Origin of the sequence: Marinibacterium profundimaris (genome assembly GCF_002210095.1) — a bacterium.
Taxonomy (GTDB): Bacteria; Pseudomonadota; Alphaproteobacteria; order Rhodobacterales; family Rhodobacteraceae; genus Marinibacterium; species Marinibacterium profundimaris.
Genome location: NZ_AQQR01000007.1, coordinates 104,426 through 126,452 on the forward strand (window position 1 = coordinate 104,426; position 22,027 = coordinate 126,452).

The window sequence follows — 22,027 nt, forward strand, 5'->3', positions numbered from 1 at the left end:
CCATGACGGACGGCACTGCGCTTTCCCTCCGAAACGTCGGCTTTCGCTGGCCGGGACGGCAATCGTTCCGGCTGACGGTGCCGGGGTTCACCCTGCAACGGGGCGAGACGGTGCTTCTGCTGGGGGAAAGCGGATCCGGGAAATCCACGCTGCTGTCGCTGATCTGCGGCATCATCGTCCCGCAGGAGGGGCAGGTGGAGGTCGACGGGACCAGCCTGTCCTCCCTGCGCGCCGGCGCCCGGGACCGGTTTCGCGCCGAACGGATCGGGGTGATCTTCCAGCAGTTCAACCTGCTGCCCTATGGTTCGGTCCGCGACAACATCCGCCTGCCGCTGCGCTTCGCTCCCGACCGCCGGTCCCGCGCCGGCGATGCCGAGGCAGAGGCCGCACGGCTTTGCACCGCGCTGGGCCTCGCGCCCGAGCTGCAGGGGGTGCCCGCCGGGCGCCTGTCGGTCGGCCAGCAGCAGCGCGTCGCCGTGGCGCGCGCGCTGATCGGCCAGCCGCCGCTGATCGTCGCGGACGAACCGACCTCGGCGCTGGATGCGCGCACGCAGGATGCGTTCCTGGGCCTGCTGTTCGACCAGGTCCGCGCCGCGGGCTCCGCCCTGCTGATGGTCAGCCACGATGACCGGCTGGGCGCACGGTTCGACCGGGTGCTGCGGCTGGACGACATCGCGCAAACCGAAAGGCAGGCCGCATGATCTTTCGTCTTGTCATGGGATCCCTGTCGGCCCGTGCCCTGACCGTGGGCATGACGATCCTGTCCATCGCCCTGTCGGTCGCCCTGTTCATGGGTGTCGAGAAGGTGCGCACCGGTGCCCGCGCCAGCTTTGCCGACACGATTTCCGACACCGACCTGATCGTCGGCGCGCGCTCGGGCTCCGTGCAGCTGCTGCTTTATTCGGTGTTCCGAATCGGCAATGCCACGAACAACGTGACCTGGCAAAGTTACCAGGACATCGCATCGCGGGACGAGGTCGACTGGATCGTGCCGATCTCGCTGGGGGACAGCCACAAGCAGTTCCGCGTGATGGGCACGACGCCCGAATTCTTTCAGCGCTACAAGTATCGCGGTGGCCGGTCGCTGGCCTATGCCGATGGGACGGGCATCGGCGATCTCTATGACGCGGTGATCGGCGCCGACGTGGCCGAGACGCTGGGCTATGCCGTGGGCGACCCGATCGTGGTGGCGCACGGGCTTGCCTCGTTCACCCGACATGACGATCAGCCGTTCCGGATCGCGGGGATCCTGGCCAAGACCGGCACGCCGGTGGACCGCACGGTAATCGTGGGGCTCGACGCGATCGAGGCGATCCACGTGGATTGGCAGAGCGGCGCCAAGACCGGGCAGGTGACGCCGACAGAGGTGATCCGCGAGATGGACCTGCAGCCGCAGGCGATCACCGCAGCGCTGGTGGGGGTGAAATCGCGCCTGCAGATCTTCGGCCTGCAACGCTGGATCAACGAATACCCCGAAGAGCCGCTGCTGGCCGTGCTGCCCGGCGTGGCGCTGCAGGAACTTTGGCAGATCGTCGGCGTGGCGGAAACCGCGCTGATCGCGGTCTCGGCCATGGTCGTGGTCACGGCGCTTATCGGGATGATGGCGATGATCTTCTCAAGCCTCAACGAACGCCGGCGCGAGATGGCGATCTGGCGGGCGATGGGTGCGCGCCCGGCGACGATCCTGGGCCTTCTGGTGGCCGAGGCCGCCTGCATGGGGGCCATCGGCGCGGTGCTGGGCATGGCGCTGCTGTACGCCGTGCTCTGGCTGGCGCGGCCGGTCGTCGACCAGGCCTTTGGCCTCTGGCTGCCGATCGAGGCGCCAAGCCTTGCGGAAACGCAGGTGTTACTGGCCGTGATCGGCGCAGCGGCGGTTGCCAGCCTGTTGCCCGCGCTCAGGGCCTACCGGTTGTCGCTGGCAGACGGTATGATGGTGCGGATCTGAACGGAGAAAGATCATGTCCGGCTTTGTGACACGTCGCAGCTTTGCATTGGGGGCCGCCATGCTGGGCGTGCCGCTGGCAAACGGCATCGTCTGGCCCACGTCGGCGCGGGCCACCACCGCGCGGCAGATCGAGTGGGACGACCTGATCCCGCCCGGAGTGCCCTACAGCGAGATCGTCGGCATGGGCGAGGTCGACGAGGCGAATGACATCTGGAAACCGCAGTACGACGACAACGCGCTGGCGCTGAACACCGATCTGCATGGCGAGACCGTGAAGCTGCCGGGCTACATCCTCCCGCTAGAGCTCGGCACGGACGGTGTCAGCGTCTTCCTTCTGGTGCCGTATGTCGGCGCCTGCATCCACGTGCCGCCGCCGCCGCCGAACCAGCTGGTGATCGTGGAAACCGATCCGCCCTGGCCCACGACCGATCTGTGGGACGCGGTCTGGGTGTCGGGGATCATGACCGCCGCGCCGCGCAGTTCCGAGGTGGCCGAGGCCGGCTATACCATCGTCGCCGACCGGATCGAGAGGTTCGACTGACCTCATGGGGTGCATGAGATGACACACGGATTTCTCCTGTCCCGGCGCGCCATGCTGCTGGGCGCCGTCGCGCTGCCGGTGCTCGGGTCCACGGCCCGGGCGGCGTCGGTCGTGGATCTGGCGTGGGAGGATCTTCTGCCCGAGGACAGCGAGGCGCTGCCGCCGTCGCTGCAGGGCGTGGTGCCCCATGACGAAAGCGCCGCCGCGACGGCGGGTCAGCCGATGTCGACCGGCGTGCGGACGGACTGGAACGGCCAGATCGTGCGGCTGGCCGGGTTCATCATCCCGCTGGATTACTCGGGCACGGGCGTGACGGCCTTCATCCTCGTTCCCTATGTCGGGGCCTGCATTCATGTGCCGCCGCCGCCCGCCAACCAGCTGGTGCTGGTCACGAGCGAAAAGCCCTACGAGACCGACGGGCTTTTCGCTCCGGTGGTGGTGACGGGGATGTTCGGAACGGCCCAAACCTCGACCCAGCTGGCCGAGATCGGTTACGCGCTGTCGGCGGAAAAGGTGGAGCCCTACCGCTAGGGAGCTTCGGACCACGCAGGCAAAGCTGCAGAAGCCGGACCAGCAGCGGCCCGCGGGATGCCGCCCGTACACCCGTGCGGGTGCGCTTTACGGGGCAATCATTTCCCTCGCGGGAAGGTCTCTCTCGGCGTCACCAAAGCGGCAGCCCGATGGGGCGGGCCGCCGCTGGCCCGGCGCCTTCGGCTTGAGTCCGGACGAAGGGAGACGTTCGGCCGTTGCGATGGCCCCTTGATTTGCCCCGGCCTCACGCCGGCGCGAAGGTATCCTTGTATGCGTCCCGCAGGATGTTCTTCTGCACCTTGCCCATCGTGTTGCGCGGCAATTCGTCGATGACCAGAAGCTTCCGGGGATGCTTGAACCTTGCCAGCGTTGCCCCGGCGGCGGCGGCGATGGCGTCCAGATCCGGCGTCGCGCCCGGTTCCGGCACGATCAGGCCCAGCACCGTTTCGCCGAAATCCGCGTGCGGCACGCCGATGACGGCGCTTTCCTGCACGCCGGGCTGGTCGTCCAGCACCATCTCGATTTCCTTGGGATAGATGTTGTAGCCGCCGGAAATGATCAGGTCCTTGTTGCGGCCGACGATATGGACATAGCCATCCTCGTCCACCATCCCCAGATCTCCGGTGAGGAAGAACCCGTCCTCGCGCAGCTCCTCTCGGGTCTTCTCGGGCATCTGCCAATAGCCCTTGAACACGTTCGGCCCGCGGACCTCGATCAGGCCGACCTCGCCCTGCGGCAGCTCCTCGCCCTCCGACCCGGTGATCTTCAGGTCGACCCCCGGCAGCGGGAAGCCCACGGTGCCTGCACGGCGTTCACCGTCATAGGGATTCGAGGTGTTCATGTTGGTCTCGGTCATGCCGTAGCGTTCAAGGATCCGGTGCCCGGTGCGCTCTTCGAACCGCACATGCGTTTCGGCCAGCAGCGGTGCGGAGCCCGACACGAACAGCCGCATGCCCTGCGCCAGGTCGCGGGTGAAACCGTCTTCGTCCAGCAGGCGGGTATAGAAGGTCGGCACGCCCATCATCGCGGTGGCCTGCGGCATCAGGCGCAGCATCTCCTGCACGTCGAACCTGGGCAGGAAGATCAGCGCACCGCCGGCGATCAGCGTGATGTTGGTGGCGACGAACAGCCCATGGGTGTGGAAGATCGGCAGCGCGTGCAGAAGCACGTCATCCGCCGTGAAGCGCCAGAGCTCGGCCAGGGTTTCGGAATTCGACAGCAGGTTCTTCTGCGTCAGCATCGCCCCCTTCGAGCGCCCCGTGGTGCCCGAGGTGTAGAGGAAGGCGGCGAGATCTTCGGCATCGCGGTCGACGGTGTCGAAGCTGTCCGGCTGGCCTTCCGCCTTGTCCATCAGCGATCCGGTGGCATCGGCGTTCAGCGTCTCGATCATCGCGCCCAGACGTTCCGCCACCGGCGCAAGCCCCGCGGCCTTGGCCCCGTCGCAGACCACCAGCCGGGCTCCGGAATTGTCGATGAAATAGGTCAGCTCATCCACCGTGTAGCCGGTGTTGAGCGGCAGAAAGACCACGCCGGCCTGGGCGCAGGCGGCATAAAGCGCCAGCGCCTCGGGGGATTTTTCCACCTGGGCGGCGAGGCGATCGCCGGGCGCCAGCCCCAGCCCGGTCAGCACATGGGCGAATTGCGCGGCCCGGGCCAGGAAATCGGCATGGGTGACGACCGTGCCGTCGGGCAGGATCAGGAAGGGCGTGGTCTTGCCGGCATGTTTGCCGAACAGACGGTCATAGAGCGGGTTCGCCATCGGAGGGGATCCTCATGCGGTTGTCGTGTCGTCGGGTGTCCGGTTCTGCCTGGCGGATCTGGACGTCTTGTCGGTCGCCTTTTGGGCCTTTTCGGCGGCGGCAGCCAGCCCCCGGATCTCGGAGGAGGCCGCGATCTCGCGGCTGGCCGCATAGCGTTCATGGTTCTGTGTGACCGTCTCGAAATCGTACAGGTAATTGACCATCGCGCCGCCGGACTGGGCCATGCCCTTGTCCGACCGGTCGGCATCGGCATGCAGGTGCAGGATCTGCGCGCCGTTGCCCAGGTGAAACCGCGCCACGGGGTCAAGAGGCTGGCCGTCGGGGCGCCTGGCCTCAAGCAGGTAATGCGCGGCCTGCGCGCGCAGGTCGTCGCCCTCGGCCGGGGGCGTGTTCCGCGCGCTTAGCCAGCGCACCAGCCCCGGAATGGGCGAGAGCGTCACGAAGGTCTTCAGGCCCGGCCATTCGTGGGCCAGATCGGCCGCCACCTGCTTGATCAGCGAGTTGCCGAAGGAAATGCCGGCCAGACCCGCCTGACAGTTCGAGATGGAATAGAACACCGCCGTGTCGGCGTCCTGCGGGATAAGGCGCGGCCGGTCGTCGGTCAGCACGGCGTGGATGGCGCCGGGAATGCCCTGGGTCAGCGCCACCTCGACGAAGATCAGCGGCTCGTCCGGCATGGCGGGGTGGAAGAAGGCAAAGCACCGCCGGTCCGACGGTTCCAGCCGGCTGCGCAGATCACGCCATGAATTGATCGCGTGGACCGCCTCGTAGTCGATGATCTTTTCCAGGATATGCGCCGGGCTTTCCCACGAGATCGGGCGCAGCACCAGGAAGCCGCGGTTGAACCAGCTGGCAAAGAGATGGCGGAAATCGAGGTCGAGCGCCTGCAGGGTGTCGTCGTCTCCGCCCAGGCGCAGCAGGTCGGTGCGCATCGCCACCAGCGCCCGGGTGGCCCCGGGTACCCGGTTCAGGCGGCGGATCAACTCCTGCCGGGGCGGCTCCGAGGCGTCCATGTAGGCGCGGTAACTGGCCTTGGACTGGCCCTCTTCATAGGCGGCTAGGGCCGCGCGTATGGCCTCGGGCGATATGGTCATCTCTTCGGCCAGGTGGCGGAAGAAGGCCAGCTTGGTCTCGTCGTCGGCCGCGCCATAGCCGTCCAGCAGCTGCTGGGCGACGGTCAGGCCGGTGACTTCGCCCTCGGCACCGATCAGGTCCGCGGCCAGCTCGGGCAGCGGCCTGTCGACCTGTTTCGCAAGCAGGGCAAGCCTGTCGCGGCGGTCGAACACGGTGGTGAGAAGATCTGCAAGAAGGGTCAAACGCTGGGTCCCATCACGAGGTCGGGCAGCCAGGTGGCGAGCCCCGGGAACAGGCACAGCAGCACGATGGCCACGATCATGCAAGCCACGAAGGGCAGGGACCCCATCAGGATCGTGCGCAGCGAGATGTCGGGCGCTATGCCATTGATCACGTAGAGGTTCAGGCCGACCGGCGGCGAGATCAGGCCGATTTCCATGTTGATGGTCAGCACCACCGCGAACCAGATCGGGTCGAACCCGGCCGAGGTGATGATCGGCAGCAGGATGGGCGCGGCCATCAGGATCACGGCCACCGGCGGCAGGAAGAACCCGGCGATCAGCAAAAAGACGTTGATCGCGGCCATGATGACCCAGCGATTGGCCTCCAGCGTTCCGATCCATTCGGCGATCGACTGGGTGATGAAGAGCGACGACAGCATGAACGAGAACACCCCGGCGGCGGCGATGATGGCCAGGATCATCACCGATTCCTTGGTGCTGTCGCGGAGCACGACCCACAGGTCCTTGGGGTTCCACAGCTTGTAGATCACCATGGCGATCACCAGGCAGAGCAACGCGCCGACGGCCGCCGTCTCAGACGGGGTCGCGACACCGCCGTACATCGCGTAAAGGACGCCGACGATGATCGCCAGGAAGGGCAGGACCCTGGGCAGGATCTCGAACCGTTCGCGCCAGGAATAGCGGCCGGCCGACAGGACCGACGCCTCGCCCGAGCGCCAGGTCGAATAGAGCGACCAGGCCATGAACAGCGCGACCAGCAGAAGGCCCGGGATGACCCCGGCCAGGAACAGCCGCCCGATCGAGCTTTCGGTGGCGATGCCGTAGACGATCATGGTGACCGAGGGCGGGATCAGGATGCCCAGCGTGCCGCCCGCGGCGATGGAGCCGGCGGCGACACCGTCGGGATAGCCGCGCTTGCGCATCTCGGGGATGCCCATCTTGCCGATGGCGGCACAGGTGGCCGGGCTTGACCCGGACATTGCGGCAAACAGCGCGCAGGCGCCCAGGTTCGACACCACCAGCCCGCCGGGCACACGGGTCAGCCAGCGTTCCAGCGCCTCGTAGAGGTCGGCGCCGGCCCGGGTCGAGGCGATCGAGGCGCCCATGATGATGAACATCGGGATCGACAGCAGGGCGAAATTGTCGAGTTTGCCGAAGAAGATCTCGGGCATCAGTTCAAGCGAGCGCATGCCGTCGAAGGCGACAAGGAAGCCGCCCGAGACGATCAGAAGGCCCAGGGCAACCGACACGCCCGAAAAGAGCACGCCGATGGTGGCGACGGCGACCAGCGCGCCGAGAAGAAGGGGATCCATCAGGCGTCCTCCAGTCCGAAGGGGGCATCGATGCCGGCGATCACGGCATAAAGGTCGGCGACAAGCTGCAGAAGGAGCAGGGCGAAGCCTATGGGAAGGGCAAGGTAGGGGATCCAGAGCCGCACGCCCCAGACCGTGTCGGACCGCCAGCCGCGTTCCCAGGCGAAGTGCCAGAACTCATAGCCGTAGAACAGCATGATACCGACCACCGCGACCGACAGTCCAAGGGTGATCACGGCCAGCATCTTGCGGGCCTTCGGGCCGAAGGCCAGCGGCAGAAGGTCCACGTTCACGTGCCCGCGCAGGCGCTGGACATAGGACAGGCCGATCAGCGTGGCGGCGATCATCAGGTAGATCACGGCCTCGGTCTGCCAGATCGTCGATCCGTTCATCACGAACCGGATCCAGATCATCTGGCAGGTGATCGCCACCGCGGCCACGATCATCGCCGCCGAACACCATCCGGCCAGCGTGGACAGGGCCGCGACGGCGCGCAGGAAGGGATTGTTGGCGGTATGCGCGACCGCCGCAGAGCTGTGGCCCGCCATGGGTCACTCCGTTCTTTCCTTGGGGGCGGCCGCCGGATCCCCGGGGCCGCCCGGACAGTTGAGATCAGTCGACCGACAGGGCCATCTCAAGCAGCTTGTCGCCGCCGGGGGTCTCTTCGATGAACATCTTGTACGAGGTTTCCTTCGCCAGCTCGCGCCAGGCGTTGAATTCGGCCTCCGACATCTCGGCGATCTCGACACCGGCATCCTCGAACACCTTGCGGCTCTCGGCGTCTTCCTTCTTGGCCTCTTCCAGGTAGAAGGCGGTGGCCTTCTCGGCGCCGGCCATCAGCGCGGCCTGCTGCTCTTCGGTCAGGTCGTCGAAGGTCGACTTGTTCATCAGCAGGGGCTGGTACATGAACCACAGCGCATAGTCGCCGGCCGGGGTGTAGCAGTTGACCTGTTCGTAGATCCGGTAGCTGACGAAGGACGAGGACGAGGTATTCGCCGCGTCCAGAACGCCGGTCTGCATGGCGTTGTAGATCTCGGACGAGGCCATCGAGGCGATCGAGGCGCCAGCGCCTGCCAGCATCTGTTCAAACGCCTTGCCGGCGGCGCGGGTCTGCTTGCCCGGCATGTCGTCGGGACCGGTGATGCAGCCATCCTTGCCGGCGAACCCGCCCGCCAGGTAGCCCGGCACCAGCGTCATGATGTCGTCGCTTTCGAGGATCTTCTCGATCTCGCCCATGAATTCGCTGTCGTTCAGACGCGCGGCATGGTCGTGGTTCTTCACCAGACCGGGCATCAGCGTCAGGTTGTAGGCCGGTTGCTGGCCGCCCGCGTAGGACAGCGGCAGGACCGTCATGTCGAGCTGGCCGCGCGACAGCGGCGTGTATTGCTCGCGCGCCTTGAACAGCGACTGGGTCGGGAAGATCCGGATTTCCAGGTCGACATCCGCGGCGGCGACCTCGTCGGCCACGATCTGCGCGACCTTGTGGCGGACGTCATTGTCGGACCACTGGTGGGACAGGCGCAGTTCGGTGGCGTTGGCGGTCAGGCTGCCCGCGAACAACGCAAGCGCGGCGGCGGCCCCCGTGAATTTCAGGTGCATGATGTTCCTCCCTTGGTGTGTCCGATTCGAACGCCGGACGTCTCAATGGGTCTCACTTCATGTTCTTCAGGTCAATCTTTTTGTATACAAGAAGCTCGCCGTTGCGCGCACGGCGGGCATCATGGTACGCAGGTTCCATGGAACCGAAGCGCGCAGAGATCATCGCGGAAACGCTCGAGGGCATGATCCTCGACGGCACCTTTGCCGATGGCGCGCGGCTGGACGAGGTGCAGCTTGCGGCCCGGTTCGAGGTGTCGCGCACGCCGATCCGCGAGGCCTTCCAAAGGCTCGCGCTTTCCGGTCTGGTCGAACAGATCCCGCGCCGCGGGGTCTTCGTGCGCCAGCCCGGCCCGGTCGAACTGATCGAGATGTTCGAGGTCATGGCCGGGATGGAGGCGATCTGTGCCCGGCTCGCGGCCCGGCGGATCTCGGACATGGCGCTGGAGGAGATGCGCGCGGTGAACGCGGCCTGCCAGGAGGCTGTGCTGGCCGGGGATACCGACCTTTATTACCGCGAGAACGAGCGGTTTCATCACATGCTGTACCGGCAATCGGGCAACGGATTCCTCGAACAGGAATGCCTGCGCCTGCATCGGCGGCTCAAGCCGTTCCGCCGGTTGCAGCTGCGTCTGCGCGGGCGTCTGCGGCAATCCATGGCCGAGCACGAGGCCGTGGTCGATGCCCTCGCCGCGGGGGACGAGGACCGCGCCGCGGTCGCGATCCATGCCCATGTCGCCGTGCAGGGCGAGAAGTTCCATCATCTCATGGCCAGCCTGAAACCCGCCGCCGAGTAAACCGGGCCGCGGATCACGCTGACGCACCTCCGCCGCAGGGCGGCGGGCGGCCGGCCGTGGCGTGTCGGCGCGTTACCGCACTTGACGACCCATGTCCGGATGCATCATTCATATGTGAGGGAGACATTCATAGAAGAATTATCATGAGCCAAATGGAGACGACCGCCGCGACGGAGCAGGGGGGAGAGCAGATGGATACGGCACCCGAACGGCCGCTGGAGGGATTGCTGGTCGTTGACCTCAGCCAGTTCCTGTCGGGGCCGTATTGTTCGCTGCGCCTGTCCGACCTTGGCGCGCGGGTGATCAAGATCGAACGCGCGGGGCAGGGCGACCTGTCGCGCCAGCTGTACCTGTCCGACACCGAGCTGGGCGGGGATTCGACGATCTTCCACGCCATCAACCGGGGCAAGGAAAGCCTCGCGCTGAACCTGAAGGATCCGGCCGACCTGGCGGCGCTGCGGATCTTGCTGGGCCAGGCGGATGTCATGATCCAGAACTTCCGGCCCGGCGTGGCCGAGCGGATCGGCCTGGGCTGGGAGGCGGTGCACGCGCTGAACCCCCGGCTCGTGATGGGCTCCGTCTCGGGCTACGGGACCGACGGGCCCTGGGTGGGCCTGCCGGGGCAGGACCTGCTGGCGCAGGCGCGCTCGGGCCTGATGTGGCTGACCGGAGACGCAGCGCAGGGGCCGGTGCCCATGGGGCTGGCCGTGGGCGACATGTTCGCCGGCGTGGCGCTGAGCCAGGGCATCCTTGCAGCGCTGGTCCGCCGGGGCATCGACGGCAAGGGCCGCCACGTGGAGACCAGCCTGCTCGAAGCGCTGGTCGACCTGCAGTTCGAGGTCCTGACCACCTGGCTGAACGACGGCCGGCGCCTGCCGACGCGGTCGCAGGCGAACTCCGCCCATGCCTATCTGGGCGCGCCCTACGGGGTCTATGCCGCCAGCGACGGTCACCTGGCCATCGCCATGACGCCGCTGGACAAGCTGGCAGAGCTGCTCGAGCTGCCGGGCCTCGCGGGCCTGCCCTCGGACGCGGCCTTCAGGCAGCGCGATGCGCTCAAGGCGATGGTGGCCGAGCGCGTCGCCCAGAAGACGGTCGCCGACTGGCTGGCCATCCTGCAGCCCGCCGACATCTGGTGCGCCGAGGTGCTGAACTGGGCCGACCTGGTCGAGGAGGCCGCGTTCCAGCGGCTGGACCTGTTGCAGACCGTCACCCGCGACGACGGCGTCTCGATCGAGACGACCTGCACGCCGATGACCTTCGACGGCATCCGCCCCAAGGGCCGGCTGGCCGCGCCCCGGGTGGGCGAACACAGCAACGCGATCCGCAAGGAGTTCGGCCTATGACCAAGCTGCGTGGCATGACCTGGGATCACCCCCGGGCGATAGATCCGCTTCTGGCGCTCTCGAAGGCGTGGAGGGACACCCACGGGGACGAGATCACCTGGGAAAAGCGGTCCCTGCAGGATTTCGAAAGCTACCCGGTCGAGGACCTCGCCCGGAACTTCGACTTGATCGTCATCGACCATCCCCACGTGGGCCAGGTCACGGGCGAGGGCTGCCTGCTGGCGCTGCCCGACGCGCCCGAGATCGCCGAGGGGTCGGTCGGCGGCTCCTTCGAAAGCTACACCTACGAGGGCAAACAATGGGCCTGGCCCATCGACGCGGCCGCGCAGGTCCAGGCGGTGCGGCCGGACCTGACCGGGCCGCTGACGTCGTGGGACGACGTGATGGACCTGGCGCGGCAGGGCAGGGTGGCGATCCCGCTCAGGCCTCCGCATTCGCTGATGAGTTTCTTCACCCTGACGGCAAATCTGGGCTTCCCCTGCCGCACCGGGAAGGGCGAGGTGTTCTGCGATCGCCGGGGCGCGGTTCGGGCGCTGGAGATGCTGAAAGAGCTGGCCGACCTGGTCGATCCGTGCTGTTTCGACCAGGATCCGATTGCCGTGCTTGACGAGATGACCAGCACGGACGCGATCGCCTGCGCGCCGCTGATCTACGGATACATCTCTTATGCCATTCCCGGGATGCGGCCCAGCCGGGTGACGTTCCACGACATCGCCTCGACCGGGTCAGGTGTCGGTGGCAGCGCGCTGGGCGGCACGGGGATCGCCGTATCGGCCTTCTGCGAGGCGCCGGAGGCGGCCGTGGCCTTCGCCCGCCACATCGCCGGGCCGGAGGCGCAGGCGGGCCTTTACGTCAGTGCCGGTGGACAGGCCGGGCACCGGGCCGGCTGGACCGACAGGGCGGCGGATGACGCGGCCGGGGGCTTCTACTCGGGCACGCTGGCGACGCTGGACGGGGCCTGGATGCGGCCGCGCCACGATGGCTACATGCCGTTCCAGCAGGCCGCGGCCGAGCGGATCGGACAGTCGCTGAAGGACGGTCAGATCGAGGCGGCGCTGGACGACCTCGACCGGATGTTCACGGAAAGCTTCGGCTGACGTGACGGGCAGCCGGGCGCGAAGCCGGGCTGCCCATTCCCTCTCAGACCTTCCAGATCTCTTCCGCCGTGCCCGAGAACAGGCGCGCGCGGTCGGCGGCGCTCCAGTCGGCGACCATGGCGCGGGTGGAGGCGACCCAGGTCGGCAGCCCGCCGCCCAGCGTGCAGACCGGCCAGTCGCCGCCCCAGCACAGCCGCTGCGGCCCGAAGCATTCGGTCACGTGGCCGACCCAGCGGGCGAGCCTGTCCAGCGTCCAGCCATCGCCGCCATAGGCCACCACGCCCGACACCTTGCACGAAACGTTGGGTCGCCGCGCGATCTCCTCGATGTTGCGCGCCCAGTCGTCCCACGCGTCGCCCGCGATGTCGGGCACACCGCAATGGTCGAGCACGAAGCGCACATCGGGCGTGGCATCGACCAACTCGATGGCCAGCGGCAACTGGCGCGCCAGCACGCAAAGATCGAAGGGCAGGTCCGGCCCCGCCATCCGCGCGACGTTCTCGCGGAAGAGCGCGCCCTGCGAGGTCTCGTCCGGCATCGTGTGCAACACCCGCCGGATCCCCTTGACCAGCGGCCGGTCGGCCAGGCGATCGAGGTAGGCGGGGAAGTCCCCGGCCTCGGGCCGGCCCGAGGCGATGATCCCCCGGATCGGAAAGACTTGGGAGGCGGCCAGCTCTTCGACCCAGGTGATCTCGTCCTCGATCCGTGGCTCGGCGACGTCGACTTCCATGAAGAGCGCAGAGCCGATGCCCAGCTGGCGGGCCTGGGTGGCGTAGGCCTCGAGCGGCCAGTCGTGCTGCAACGGCGGGGCATCTGCGAGCCAAGGGTAGTCAAGCCGGTCGCGGTCGACCAGGTGAAGATGGGTGTCGAGAATCGTGTCAGCCTGCATGGTGTCCTCCCCGGGCAATGTCATTCACCCAAGAATGGATCATTCAGATGCGAATGTCTCCCCCTCGGGATCATTGCGCCCGATCAGGGCCGACAGCGCCCTTGTCGTTTCCAGCAGCGCCGGGGCCGCCTCTTCGATCGAGGGCGCGCCGGTGGTGTCGCGCAAGGGCAGGTAGGGGATGGTCACGGCGGCCACGACCTCTCCGTTCGGGGCCAGGACCGGGGCCGACAGGTTGGTCACGCCCATGGTCTGGGCCGAGGGCATCGCCTCGTAGCCCTGGGCGCGGATCTTGGCGAACCGGGCCTCCAGCTCGGGCGGGATCTCGCGGGCGGGGGCGCCGGTGTCCTGGTTCTCGGCCACGATCTCGCGCCGGCGTTCGGGGGTGGCGAAGGCCAGCAGCACGTGGCCCGACCCGGTGTCGAACAGCCCGATGTGGCTGCCCACCCTGATCGAGATGCCCCAGTAGCCCGGCGCCTCCTGCTGGGCGACGACCACCGGGTTGCCCCGGTCGAGCACGACAAGCTGGTTGGCCTGCCAGGTTTGCTTGGCCAGCGCCCGCAGCAGCGGCGTGGCCAGCGACGCCAGGCGGCGGATCGGCGTGTGCAGATGCGCCAGGCCGAACAGCTTCAGCGTCAGGGCATACCGGTCGCCCTCGACACGCGCGACGTAGCCCCGGCGCGCCAGGCGGTCCAGCATGCGGTAGAACTCGTTCGGGCTGCGGCCGAGCGCCTTGGCGATCTCGGCCTGGGTCAGCCCGCCATCGATGCCCGAGAGCAGTTCGAGTATGTCCAGGCCCTTGTCCAGCGCCGGAGCGCGGTAGCGGTCAGTGTCGTCGCTCAATGTCGTCTCTCCGTGAAGCTGGGAATTCATAAATGAATACTCTACTCATATCCAGCGGAAATCCTTGACACCCGCCGCCGTCTGAGATTTGCATATGAATAGATTATCCATAAGTGAGGATCTAAGGAAGGACCTCACGGATGTTCAGGGAGGACAGACATGAGATATTCCACAACCACACTCTGTGCCGTCGTGGCGCTTGCCACGGCCGCCCCGGTCGCCATGGCCCAGGAACTGCCCGGCAGCTTCGATGGCGTGACCATCGACGCCAAGCTGATCGGCGGCCAGCAATATGAAACGCTCTATAGCCGGATCGCCGAATGGGAAGAGGCCACCGGCGCGACGGTCAACGTGATCTCGAAGAAGAACCACTTCGAGCTGGACCGCGAAATCAAGTCCGACATCGCCACCGGCCAGCTGAGCTGGTGCGTGGGGTCGAACCATTCGTCCTTCGCGCCGCAGTATCCCGGCATCTATGCCGACCTGGCAACGCTGCTGCCCGAGGACGCGCTGGCCGATTTCGTCGATGCCAACATCCAGGCCGCCACGCTGGGCGGCAAGCTGGTGATGCTGCCGCGGGCGCAGTTCGACGTCTCGGCGCTGTATTACCAGAAGGACCTGTACGAAGACGCCGACAACAAGTCGGCCTTCGAGGCCGAGTACGGCTATCCGCTCGCCGTTCCGGAAACCTGGGACCAGGTGGCCGACCAGGCGAAGTTCTTCGCCGACGCGCCCAACTTCTACGGCACGCAATACGCTGGCAAGGAAGAGGCCATCGCCGGCCGCTTCTACGAGCTGCTGGTGGCCAACGGCGGTGAATTCCTCAATGCCGAGGGCGAGCCCGCGTTCAATTCGGAAGCCGGTGTCGAGGCGCTGCAATGGTTCGTCGATCTCTACGACGCCAAGGCCGTTCCGGTCGGCGTGCCGAACTACCTGTGGGACGACCTGGGGCAGGGCTTTGCCTCGGGCACCGTCGCGCTGAACCTGGACTGGCCGGGCTGGGCGTCGTTCTTCAACGATCCCGACGCCAGCCGCGTGGCCGGCAACGTCGGCGTGGCTCCGCCGCCGAAGGGCTCGGGCGACAAGCGCACCGGCTGGTCGGGCTTCCACGGCTTCTCGGTGACCGAGGACTGCGCCAACCCGGAGGCGGCCGCGTCGCTGGTCTGGTTCCTGACCAACGAGGACAGCCAGAAGCTGGAAAGCGCCGCTGGTCCGTTGCCCACGCGCGACAGCGTCTGGACCTACGTGATCGAGGAAGCCAAGGGCGACGACTACCGGACCGAAGTGCTGGAAGCCTTCCAGGAAGCCGCCGCGACTGCCTTCCCGGTGCCGCAGACCCCGTCCTGGATCGAGATCACCAACGTTCTCTACCCTGAACTGCAGGCGGCCATCCTTGGCGACAAGACCCCGCAAGAGGCGCTGGACGACGCGGCCAAGGAATCCACCTACATCCTGGAAGACGCGGGCGAGCTGTAAGGCACGTCCGCCCGGGGGCCGCTCCCTCGCGGCCCCCGACCCAAATCACCCATTGGAGAAGTTCATGAAGGCCTGGCGTCTGCCTCCGCCGGTGTTGCTGTTGTTGCCTGCCGTCATCGTGCTGGCCGCAATCGTGCTCCTGCCCCTGCTGCTGTCCCTCTATTCCAGCTTCACGCCGTTCCGGCTGACGCGGCCCGAGACCATTTACGACTGGGTCGGGTTCAGGAACTACGAACGCATCTTCACCGATGCCGATTTCTGGATCGCCTTCGGGCGGACGGTGCTGCTGCTGACGGTGGCGCTGAACCTGGAAATGATCCTCGGCCTGGGCCTGGCCATGCTGGTCGAGCGGTTCACCCGCGGGCAGCGCATCCTGCGCACGATCCTGATGTTCCCTATGATGTTCTCGCCGATCCTGGTGGGCTTCCAGTTCAAGTTCATGTTCAACGACAACGTGGGCCTGGTGAACAACGCCCTGCAATCGCTGGGCCTGACCGACCAGGCCATCCCGTGGCTGATCGACGGCACGCTGGCCTTCATCGCCATCTGCGTGGCCGAGGTCTGGTCTTCGACCTCCGTCTTCGCGATCTTCATCCTGGCCGGCCTCATGGCCATGCCCCGCGATCCGCTGGAGGCCGCCCGGGTCGATGGCTGCACCCCCTGGCAGACGTTCAGATACGTGACCTGGCCCTTCCTGATGCCGTTTGCCTTCATCGCCATGACGATCCGCTCGCTGGACGTGGCGCGGGCCTATGACATCATCAAGATCATGACCGACGGCGGGCCCGCGGGCCGGACCGAGGTGCTGTGGACGCTGATCGCGCGGACCGCCTATTCGGACGCGCGCATGGGGATGGCCAACGCCATGGCCTATGTCGCGATCCTGCTGTCGATCGCCTTTACGGCATATTTCTTCTCACAGCTCGGCAAGGCCCGGGCCCAGGTCGCGGCGGATTGGTAATGGACGAGAACGCAACAGCCCGCCTGAAAAAGACCGCCTCGAACTGGACGCTGAATGTCGCATTGTTCGTGGCCATGGCGATCATCTGCCTGCCCGGCCTCTGGATCGTGCTGAACTCGCTGCGGCCCACGGTCGAGATCATGGCCAAGCCGCCGATCTGGATCCCGCAGAGCCTGTCCTTCGATGCCTATGTCGCGATGTTCTCCGGCATCGGCGAGGGCGGCATCCCGGTCATCAGCTACTTCCGCAATTCGGTCATCATCGCGGTGACCTCGACGATCATCTCTCTCGCGATCGGCATGTCGGGCGGCTATGCCTTTGCGCGCTACCGGTTCAAGGGCAAGGGCGGCTGGTTCCTGGGCCTGATGCTGACGCGTGCGGTGCCGGGCATCGCCCTGTCGCTGCCGCTGTTCTTCCTCTACGCGCGGGTCGGCCTGATCGATACCCATGCCGGCATGATCCTGGCCTATACCGCGCTGAACGTGCCCTTCACGATCTGGCTGATCGACGGCTTCTTCCGGCAGGTCCCGCGCGACCTGGCCGAGGCCGCCCAGATCGACGGCTGCACCCGCTGGCAGGCCTTCTGGCAGGTCGAGTTCCCGCTCGCCCGCCCCGGCATCGCCAGCGCCGGCATCTTCGCCTTCCTCACCTCGTGGAACGAATTCGCCCTGGCGTCACAGCTCACCCGGTCCACCGACAGCAAGACGCTGCCCGTCGGCCTTCTCGACTACACGGCGGAGTTCACCATCGACTGGCGCGGCATGTGCGCGCTGGCGGTCGTGATGATCATTCCCGCGCTCATCCTCACCTACGCGGTGCAGAAACACCTCGTGTCCGGCCTGACCACCGGCGCGATCAAGGGGTAAGACATGGCGACGCTCACACTTTCTCAGCTCGACAAGAACTATGGCGCCTTCCACGCGGTGAAGGGCATCGACCTGGACGTGGCCGATGGCGAATTCGTGGCGCTCGTCGGCCCCTCGGGCTGCGGCAAGTCCACGACCCTGCGGATGATCGCCGGGCTCGAGGACATCACCGGCGGCGACATCCGCATCGGCGACCGGGTGGTCAACGACCTGGCGCCCCGGGCGCGCAACATCTCGATGGTGTTCCAGTCCTACGCGCTCTACCCGCACATGACGGTTGGCGAGAACATGGGCTTCACGCTGAAGATCGCCGGCCGCGACAAGGCCGAGATCGACGCCGCCGTGGCCGAAGCGGCCCGCGCGCTGGAGATCACCCAGCTGCTCGACCGCCGTCCGGCGCAATTGTCGGGCGGTCAGCGCCAGCGGGTCGCAATGGGCCGTGCCATCGTGCGCGACCCCGACGTGTTCCTGTTCGACGAACCGCTGTCCAACCTCGACGCCAAGCTGCGCGGCCAGATGCGGACCGAGATCAAGCAGCTGCACGCGCGGCTGAAGGCCACCGTGGTCTACGTGACCCACGACCAGGTCGAGGCGATGACGCTGGCCGATCGCATCGTCATCATGAAGGACGGCAACATCGAGCAGGTCGGCACGCCCGACGAGGTGTTCAACCAGCCCGCAAGCCAGTTCGTCGCGGGCTTCATCGGCTCTCCCCCGATGAACATGGCCGACGCCGTCACGACGGCCACCGGCCTGCGCTTCGCCAACGGGCTGGAGCTGCCCATGCCGCCGGGTTTCAACGTCGCCGAGGGCCGAAAGGTCGTATTCGGTCTGCGCCCGGACGACCTGTACCCGGAAGGGCACGGCATCCATTCCGAGGGCGGCCACGCCGTCACCACGATGGACCTGACCGTCGACCTGTCGGAACCGCTGGGCAATGAAACACTGCTGTTCGTCGATCTGGCGGACAAGCGCTTCACCGGCCGGATGCTGAACCCCCGCCGGGTGACGCCGGGCGAGGTCATGACATTCCATCTCGACCTGTCGAACGCGCATCTCTTCGACGCCGACAGCGGCCTGTCGCTGCGGGGCGCCTGATGGCCCGGATCGTCCGTATCCAGCTGCAGATGGTGGACCTGGCGCCCAAGGTGAAACGCACCGACGCGATCCAGTCCTTCGTCAGCCAGGAAACGCCCATCGTCACCATCACCGATGCCGACGGCGCGGTGGGCATGGGCTATTCCTATACCATCGGGACGGGCGGCTCCTCGATCATGCGGCTTCTGGCCGACCACCTCGCGCCGCGCCTGCTGGGCCGCGAGGCCGAAGAGGTCGAGGCGATCTGGACCGATCTTGAATTCCACACCCATGCGACAACGGTGGGGGCCATGACCTCCATCGCGCTCGCGGCCGTGGACACCGCGCTGTGGGATCTGCGCTGCCGCAGGGCCGGGCTGCCGCTCTGGCGGCTGGCCGGCGGTGCCAAGTCGGAAGCGCCCTGCTACACCACCGAGGGCGGCTGGCTGCACATCCCGACGCAGGCTCTGGTGGAGGACGCCATCGCGGCGAAGGAGGCCGGGTTCAAGGGATCGAAGGTCAAGGTCGGCAAACCCTCGGCCGCCGAGGACGCGGCCCGGATCGGCGCCATCCGCGACGCGGTCGGGCCAAGCCAGGAGATCATGGTCGACGCCAACCAGGGCTTCCTGCGCGACGCGGCCCGCCGCCGGGCGAATGCGCTGGCCGAGTTCGACCTGGGCTGGCTCGAAGAACCCATGGCCGCCGACGACGTGGAAGGCCATGCCGAGCTGGCCCGTATCGCGCCGATGCCGATCGCCGTGGGCGAGAGCCTTTATTCCATCCGGCATTTCGCCGATTACGTGGCACGCGGCGCGGCCAGCGTGATCCAGGTGGACGCGGGCCGGATCGGGGGCATCACCCCCTGGCTCAAGGTCGCGCACATGGCCGAATGCCACGGCCTTGCCGTCGCCCCGCACTTCCTGATGGAACTGCATGCCTCGCTCGTCTGTGCCGTCCGCAACGGCATGTGGGTCGAATACATTCCCCAGCTCGACGAGATCACCGGGCAGGGGCTGACCATCTCGAACGGCATGGCGCAGGCGCCCGAGGCGCCGGGCATCGGCATCGACTGGGACATCGCCGAGATCGACCGCCGGGCGGTGTCGGAATTCACCACACACATCGGGGAGGGTGTCTGATGGTCCGAATGGGACAGGTGATCGGGGTGAGCCCCGAGAAGATCGCCGAGTACAAGGAACTGCATGCCGCCGTCTGGCCGGGCGTGTTGGCGAAGATCGCCGAGTGCAACATCCGCAACTACACGATTTTCCTGCGCGAGCCGGAGAACCTGCTGTTCGCGACATTCGAATACCACGGCGACGACTGGGAAGCGGATGCCGCGAAGATGGCCGCCGACGAGGAAACCCAGCGCTGGTGGGCCGTCTGCATGCCCTGCCAGGTCCCGTTGGACAGCCGGAAGGAGGGCGATTGGTGGGCCGACATGGAGGAAGTGTTCCATGCCGATTGACCTGCAGCAGGAGTGGGACGGCCCCACGACCCGCCGCCCCATCGTCATCTTCGGCGCCGGCTCCATCGTGCGCGACGCTCACCTGCCGGCGTGGAACGCCGGGGGATACACCGTCGCCGGGATCACCGACCCCGACCACGCCAAGGCGCAGGCCCTGGCGGCCGAACACGGCACGGTCGCCCTGAGTGTCGACGAGGCACTGGCCGTGGAAGACGCCGTCTTCGACCTGGCCACGCCGCCCACCGCCCATGCCTCGATCCTGGGCTCCCTGCCCGAGGGCGCGCCGGCCCTCGTCCAGAAGCCCATGGGCGCGGACCTGAAAGGCGCCTCCGAGGTGCTGGACATCTGCGAGGCCAGGGGGCTTCAGGCCGCGATGAACTTCCAGCTGCGTTTCGCGCCGATGGCTGTCGCGCTGAAAGACGCCATCGACAAGGGCCTTTTGGGCCGCGTGGTGGATATCGAGATGCACGGCGTGCTGGCCACGCCCTGGGGGCTCTGGGAATTCCTCGAGGGCCTGCCCCGGATCGAGATCACCATGCATTCGATCCATTACCTCGACCTGATCCGCCACCTTCTGGGCGATCCGCAGGGCATCCACGCCAAGACCATTGGCCATCCGTCCCACAAGATGGCCCAGACGCGCACCGCCGCGATCCTCGACTATGGCGAGGACATCCGCTGTGTCCTGAGCGTCAACCACGACTGGGACTACGGCCGCCCCCACCAGGCCTGCGAGATGCGCATCGCCGGGACCGAGGGCGCCGCCTACATGAAGCTGGGCGTCAATCTCGACTACCCCAAGGGAGAGCCGGACGTCCTGCAGATCCACACCGGCGGGCAATGGCACGACATTCCCTTGCGCGGATCGTGGTTCACCGAGAGCTTCACCGCCCGGATGCACAACCTGCAACGCGCCGCCGCCGGCGAGGACACCCTGATCGCGCCCGTCCAGGACGGCTGGCGCACCATGGCGCTGGTCGAGGCGGCCTATGCCTCGTCGGCCGCGCCCATGACCCCAATCGAGAAGAGGCCCTGATGGAACGCGCCCGATACCTTGAAGATTACGAGATCGGCGAAAGCCGCGAGACATACGGACGGACGATCACCGAGACCGATTTCGTCGTCCATGCCGGTCATACCGGGGACTTCTTTCCGCATCACATGGACAAGGAGTTCATGGCGAAATCGGAATTCGGCGGCCGCATTGCCCATGGCACGATGATCTTCGCCATCGGCGTTGGCCTCACGGCGACCGAGATCAACCCGCTTGCCTTCTCCTACGGCTACGACCGCCTGCGCTTCGTCCGCCCTGTGCTGATCGGCGACACGATCCGCACCCGCGTCACCGCGGCACGGAAAGAGGACGACCCGAAGCGCCCGAACTCCGGCAAGCTGTTCGAGAAGGTCGAGGTGCTGAACCAGCGCGACGAGGTCGTTCTGGTCTGTGAACATATCTACATCGTTGAAAAGAAAGAAGTGATGGCATGAGCGATATCACCGGTCAGACAGTTCTGATCACCGCTGCCGCGCAGGGGATCGGCCGCGCCTCGGCCGAGGCCTTCATCGCCGCCGGGTGCAACGTCTGGGCGACCGATCTGAACGCCGAGGCCCTTGCCGGGCTGGACTGCGAGACCGCGAAGCTGGACGTGCTGGATGCCGGCGCCGTCGGCGCGCTGGTCGACAGGATCGGTGCGGTCGACGTGCTCTTCAACTGTGCGGGCGTCGTGCATGGCGGCTCGATCCTCGAGGCGCCCGAGAGCGATCTGGATTTCGCCTTCGACCTCAACGTCAAGGCGATGGTGCGCACCATCAAGGCCGTGCTGCCCGGCATGCTGGAGCGTGGGCAGGGCGCGATCATCAACATGAGCTCGGTCGCGTCCTCCATCAAGGGCGTGCCGAACCGCTTTGCCTATTCCGCCACGAAGGCCGCCGTTCTGGGCCTGACCAAGTCGGTTGCCGCCGACTACGTGGCCCAGGGCATCCGCTGCAACGCGATCTGCCCGGGCACCGTGCAATCGCCGTCGCTGGACGAGCGGCTGGCGGCAACGGGCGACTACGACAAGGCCCGCGCCGATTTCATCGCCCGCCAGCCCATGGGCCGCATCGGCGAGCCGCACGAAATCGCCGATCTCGCCGTGCAGCTTGCCGGCGCAACCTACACCACCGGCCAGGCCGTCTGCATCGACGGCGGCTGGACCATCTGAGGGA

General features: G+C 66.9%; 23 protein-coding genes. 16 read left to right on the forward strand and 7 right to left on the reverse strand.

The features are described from left to right. Window positions 1-2 precede the first annotated feature (2 nt). From ATO3_RS16955 to ATO3_RS16970, 4 genes are read left to right on the forward strand one after another with little or no spacing between them, the layout of a single operon-like run. Complete coding sequence (locus tag ATO3_RS16955; RefSeq protein WP_088651074.1) at window positions 3-701, forward strand: ABC transporter ATP-binding protein; 699 nt, start codon at window positions 3-5, stop codon at window positions 699-701. Further along, the gene (locus ATO3_RS16960) at window positions 698-1,945 is read left to right on the forward strand and encodes an ABC transporter permease (protein ID WP_088651075.1); all 1,248 of its coding nucleotides are present in this window, start codon (window positions 698-700) and stop codon (window positions 1,943-1,945) included. The genes ATO3_RS16955 and ATO3_RS16960 overlap by 4 nt, the downstream gene beginning before the upstream one ends. Window positions 1,946-1,958: 13 nt before the next feature. Further along, window positions 1,959-2,486: a DUF3299 domain-containing protein gene (locus tag ATO3_RS16965; RefSeq protein WP_233152191.1), complete on the forward strand. Its 528-nt coding sequence runs from the start codon at window positions 1,959-1,961 to the stop codon at window positions 2,484-2,486. Between the two features lie 18 nt (window positions 2,487-2,504). After that, a complete protein-coding gene (locus ATO3_RS16970; protein ID WP_233152192.1) occupies window positions 2,505-3,017 on the forward strand; it encodes a DUF3299 domain-containing protein in 513 nt (170 codons plus the stop codon). Between the two features lie 244 nt (window positions 3,018-3,261). Here ATO3_RS16970 and ATO3_RS16975 read toward each other — a convergent pair whose 3' ends face one another. From ATO3_RS16975 to dctP, 5 genes are all read right to left on the reverse strand, one after another. Beyond that, window positions 3,262-4,776, reverse strand: coding sequence for a malonate--CoA ligase (locus ATO3_RS16975; RefSeq protein WP_088651077.1), 1,515 nt, complete (start codon window positions 4,774-4,776; stop codon window positions 3,262-3,264). A 12-nt stretch (window positions 4,777-4,788) separates the two neighbouring features. Beyond that, the gene (locus ATO3_RS16980) at window positions 4,789-6,093 is read right to left on the reverse strand and encodes a malonyl-CoA decarboxylase (RefSeq protein ID WP_088651078.1); all 1,305 of its coding nucleotides are present in this window, start codon (window positions 6,091-6,093) and stop codon (window positions 4,789-4,791) included. After that, a complete protein-coding gene (locus ATO3_RS16985) occupies window positions 6,090-7,406 on the reverse strand; it encodes a TRAP transporter large permease (protein ID WP_088651079.1) in 1,317 nt (438 codons plus the stop codon). Before ATO3_RS16985 ends, ATO3_RS16980 begins: the two co-directional genes overlap by 4 nt. Further along, window positions 7,406-7,954, reverse strand: coding sequence for a TRAP transporter small permease (locus ATO3_RS16990; protein WP_088651080.1), 549 nt, complete (start codon window positions 7,952-7,954; stop codon window positions 7,406-7,408). The genes ATO3_RS16985 and ATO3_RS16990 overlap by 1 nt, the downstream gene beginning before the upstream one ends. 64 nt (window positions 7,955-8,018) lie before the next feature. Then, entirely contained in the window at window positions 8,019-9,005 is a 987-nt protein-coding gene (dctP, locus tag ATO3_RS16995) for a TRAP transporter substrate-binding protein DctP (RefSeq protein ID WP_088651081.1), read from the reverse strand. Between the two features lie 137 nt (window positions 9,006-9,142). On the opposite strand from dctP, the gene ATO3_RS17000 reads away from it, so the two are divergent. The 3 genes from ATO3_RS17000 (at window position 9,143) to ATO3_RS17010 (ending at window position 12,242) form a co-directional block, all read left to right on the forward strand. Further along, window positions 9,143-9,799: a GntR family transcriptional regulator gene (locus ATO3_RS17000; protein ID WP_088651082.1), complete on the forward strand. Its 657-nt coding sequence runs from the start codon at window positions 9,143-9,145 to the stop codon at window positions 9,797-9,799. A gap of 143 nt (window positions 9,800-9,942) precedes the next feature. Next, on the forward strand, window positions 9,943-11,145 hold the full coding sequence (locus ATO3_RS17005) for a CaiB/BaiF CoA transferase family protein (protein ID WP_233152193.1): 1,203 nt from the start codon (window positions 9,943-9,945) through the stop codon (window positions 11,143-11,145). Beyond that, the gene (locus tag ATO3_RS17010; protein WP_088651083.1) at window positions 11,142-12,242 is read left to right on the forward strand and encodes an extracellular solute-binding protein; all 1,101 of its coding nucleotides are present in this window, start codon (window positions 11,142-11,144) and stop codon (window positions 12,240-12,242) included. The genes ATO3_RS17005 and ATO3_RS17010 overlap by 4 nt, the downstream gene beginning before the upstream one ends. Window positions 12,243-12,285: 43 nt before the next feature. Here ATO3_RS17010 and ATO3_RS17015 read toward each other — a convergent pair whose 3' ends face one another. Further along, a complete protein-coding gene (locus ATO3_RS17015; RefSeq protein WP_088651084.1) occupies window positions 12,286-13,131 on the reverse strand; it encodes an amidohydrolase family protein in 846 nt (281 codons plus the stop codon). A 39-nt stretch (window positions 13,132-13,170) separates the two neighbouring features. Next, the gene (locus ATO3_RS17020; protein WP_233152194.1) at window positions 13,171-13,971 is read right to left on the reverse strand and encodes an IclR family transcriptional regulator; all 801 of its coding nucleotides are present in this window, start codon (window positions 13,969-13,971) and stop codon (window positions 13,171-13,173) included. 159 nt (window positions 13,972-14,130) lie between these two features. On the opposite strand from ATO3_RS17020, the gene ATO3_RS17025 reads away from it, so the two are divergent. The 9 genes from ATO3_RS17025 (at window position 14,131) to ATO3_RS17065 (ending at window position 22,023) form a co-directional block, all read left to right on the forward strand. Beyond that, window positions 14,131-15,447 carry an ABC transporter substrate-binding protein gene (locus ATO3_RS17025; protein ID WP_088651086.1) on the forward strand — a complete coding sequence of 439 codons (1,317 nt, stop codon included), beginning with the start codon at window positions 14,131-14,133 and terminating at the stop codon, window positions 15,445-15,447. A gap of 64 nt (window positions 15,448-15,511) precedes the next feature. Further along, entirely contained in the window at window positions 15,512-16,408 is an 897-nt protein-coding gene (locus ATO3_RS17030; RefSeq protein ID WP_088651087.1) for a carbohydrate ABC transporter permease, read from the forward strand. Then, window positions 16,408-17,274, forward strand: coding sequence for a carbohydrate ABC transporter permease (locus ATO3_RS17035; RefSeq protein WP_088651088.1), 867 nt, complete (start codon window positions 16,408-16,410; stop codon window positions 17,272-17,274). The genes ATO3_RS17030 and ATO3_RS17035 overlap by 1 nt, the downstream gene beginning before the upstream one ends. 3 nt (window positions 17,275-17,277) lie before the next feature. Then, window positions 17,278-18,372 carry an ABC transporter ATP-binding protein gene (locus ATO3_RS17040; protein ID WP_088651089.1) on the forward strand — a complete coding sequence of 365 codons (1,095 nt, stop codon included), beginning with the start codon at window positions 17,278-17,280 and terminating at the stop codon, window positions 18,370-18,372. After that, window positions 18,372-19,490, forward strand: coding sequence for a mandelate racemase/muconate lactonizing enzyme family protein (locus ATO3_RS17045; protein ID WP_088651090.1), 1,119 nt, complete (start codon window positions 18,372-18,374; stop codon window positions 19,488-19,490). Before ATO3_RS17040 ends, ATO3_RS17045 begins: the two co-directional genes overlap by 1 nt. After that, window positions 19,490-19,819 carry an L-rhamnose mutarotase gene (locus tag ATO3_RS17050; protein ID WP_088651091.1) on the forward strand — a complete coding sequence of 110 codons (330 nt, stop codon included), beginning with the start codon at window positions 19,490-19,492 and terminating at the stop codon, window positions 19,817-19,819. The genes ATO3_RS17045 and ATO3_RS17050 overlap by 1 nt, the downstream gene beginning before the upstream one ends. Next, window positions 19,809-20,855, forward strand: a complete 1,047-nt coding sequence (locus tag ATO3_RS17055; RefSeq protein WP_088651092.1) for a Gfo/Idh/MocA family protein — start codon at window positions 19,809-19,811, stop codon at window positions 20,853-20,855. The genes ATO3_RS17050 and ATO3_RS17055 overlap by 11 nt, the downstream gene beginning before the upstream one ends. After that, window positions 20,855-21,307, forward strand: a complete 453-nt coding sequence (locus ATO3_RS17060; protein ID WP_088651093.1) for a MaoC/PaaZ C-terminal domain-containing protein — start codon at window positions 20,855-20,857, stop codon at window positions 21,305-21,307. Before ATO3_RS17055 ends, ATO3_RS17060 begins: the two co-directional genes overlap by 1 nt. After that, entirely contained in the window at window positions 21,304-22,023 is a 720-nt protein-coding gene (locus tag ATO3_RS17065; RefSeq protein WP_088651094.1) for an SDR family oxidoreductase, read from the forward strand. The genes ATO3_RS17060 and ATO3_RS17065 overlap by 4 nt, the downstream gene beginning before the upstream one ends. Window positions 22,024-22,027 lie beyond the last annotated feature (4 nt).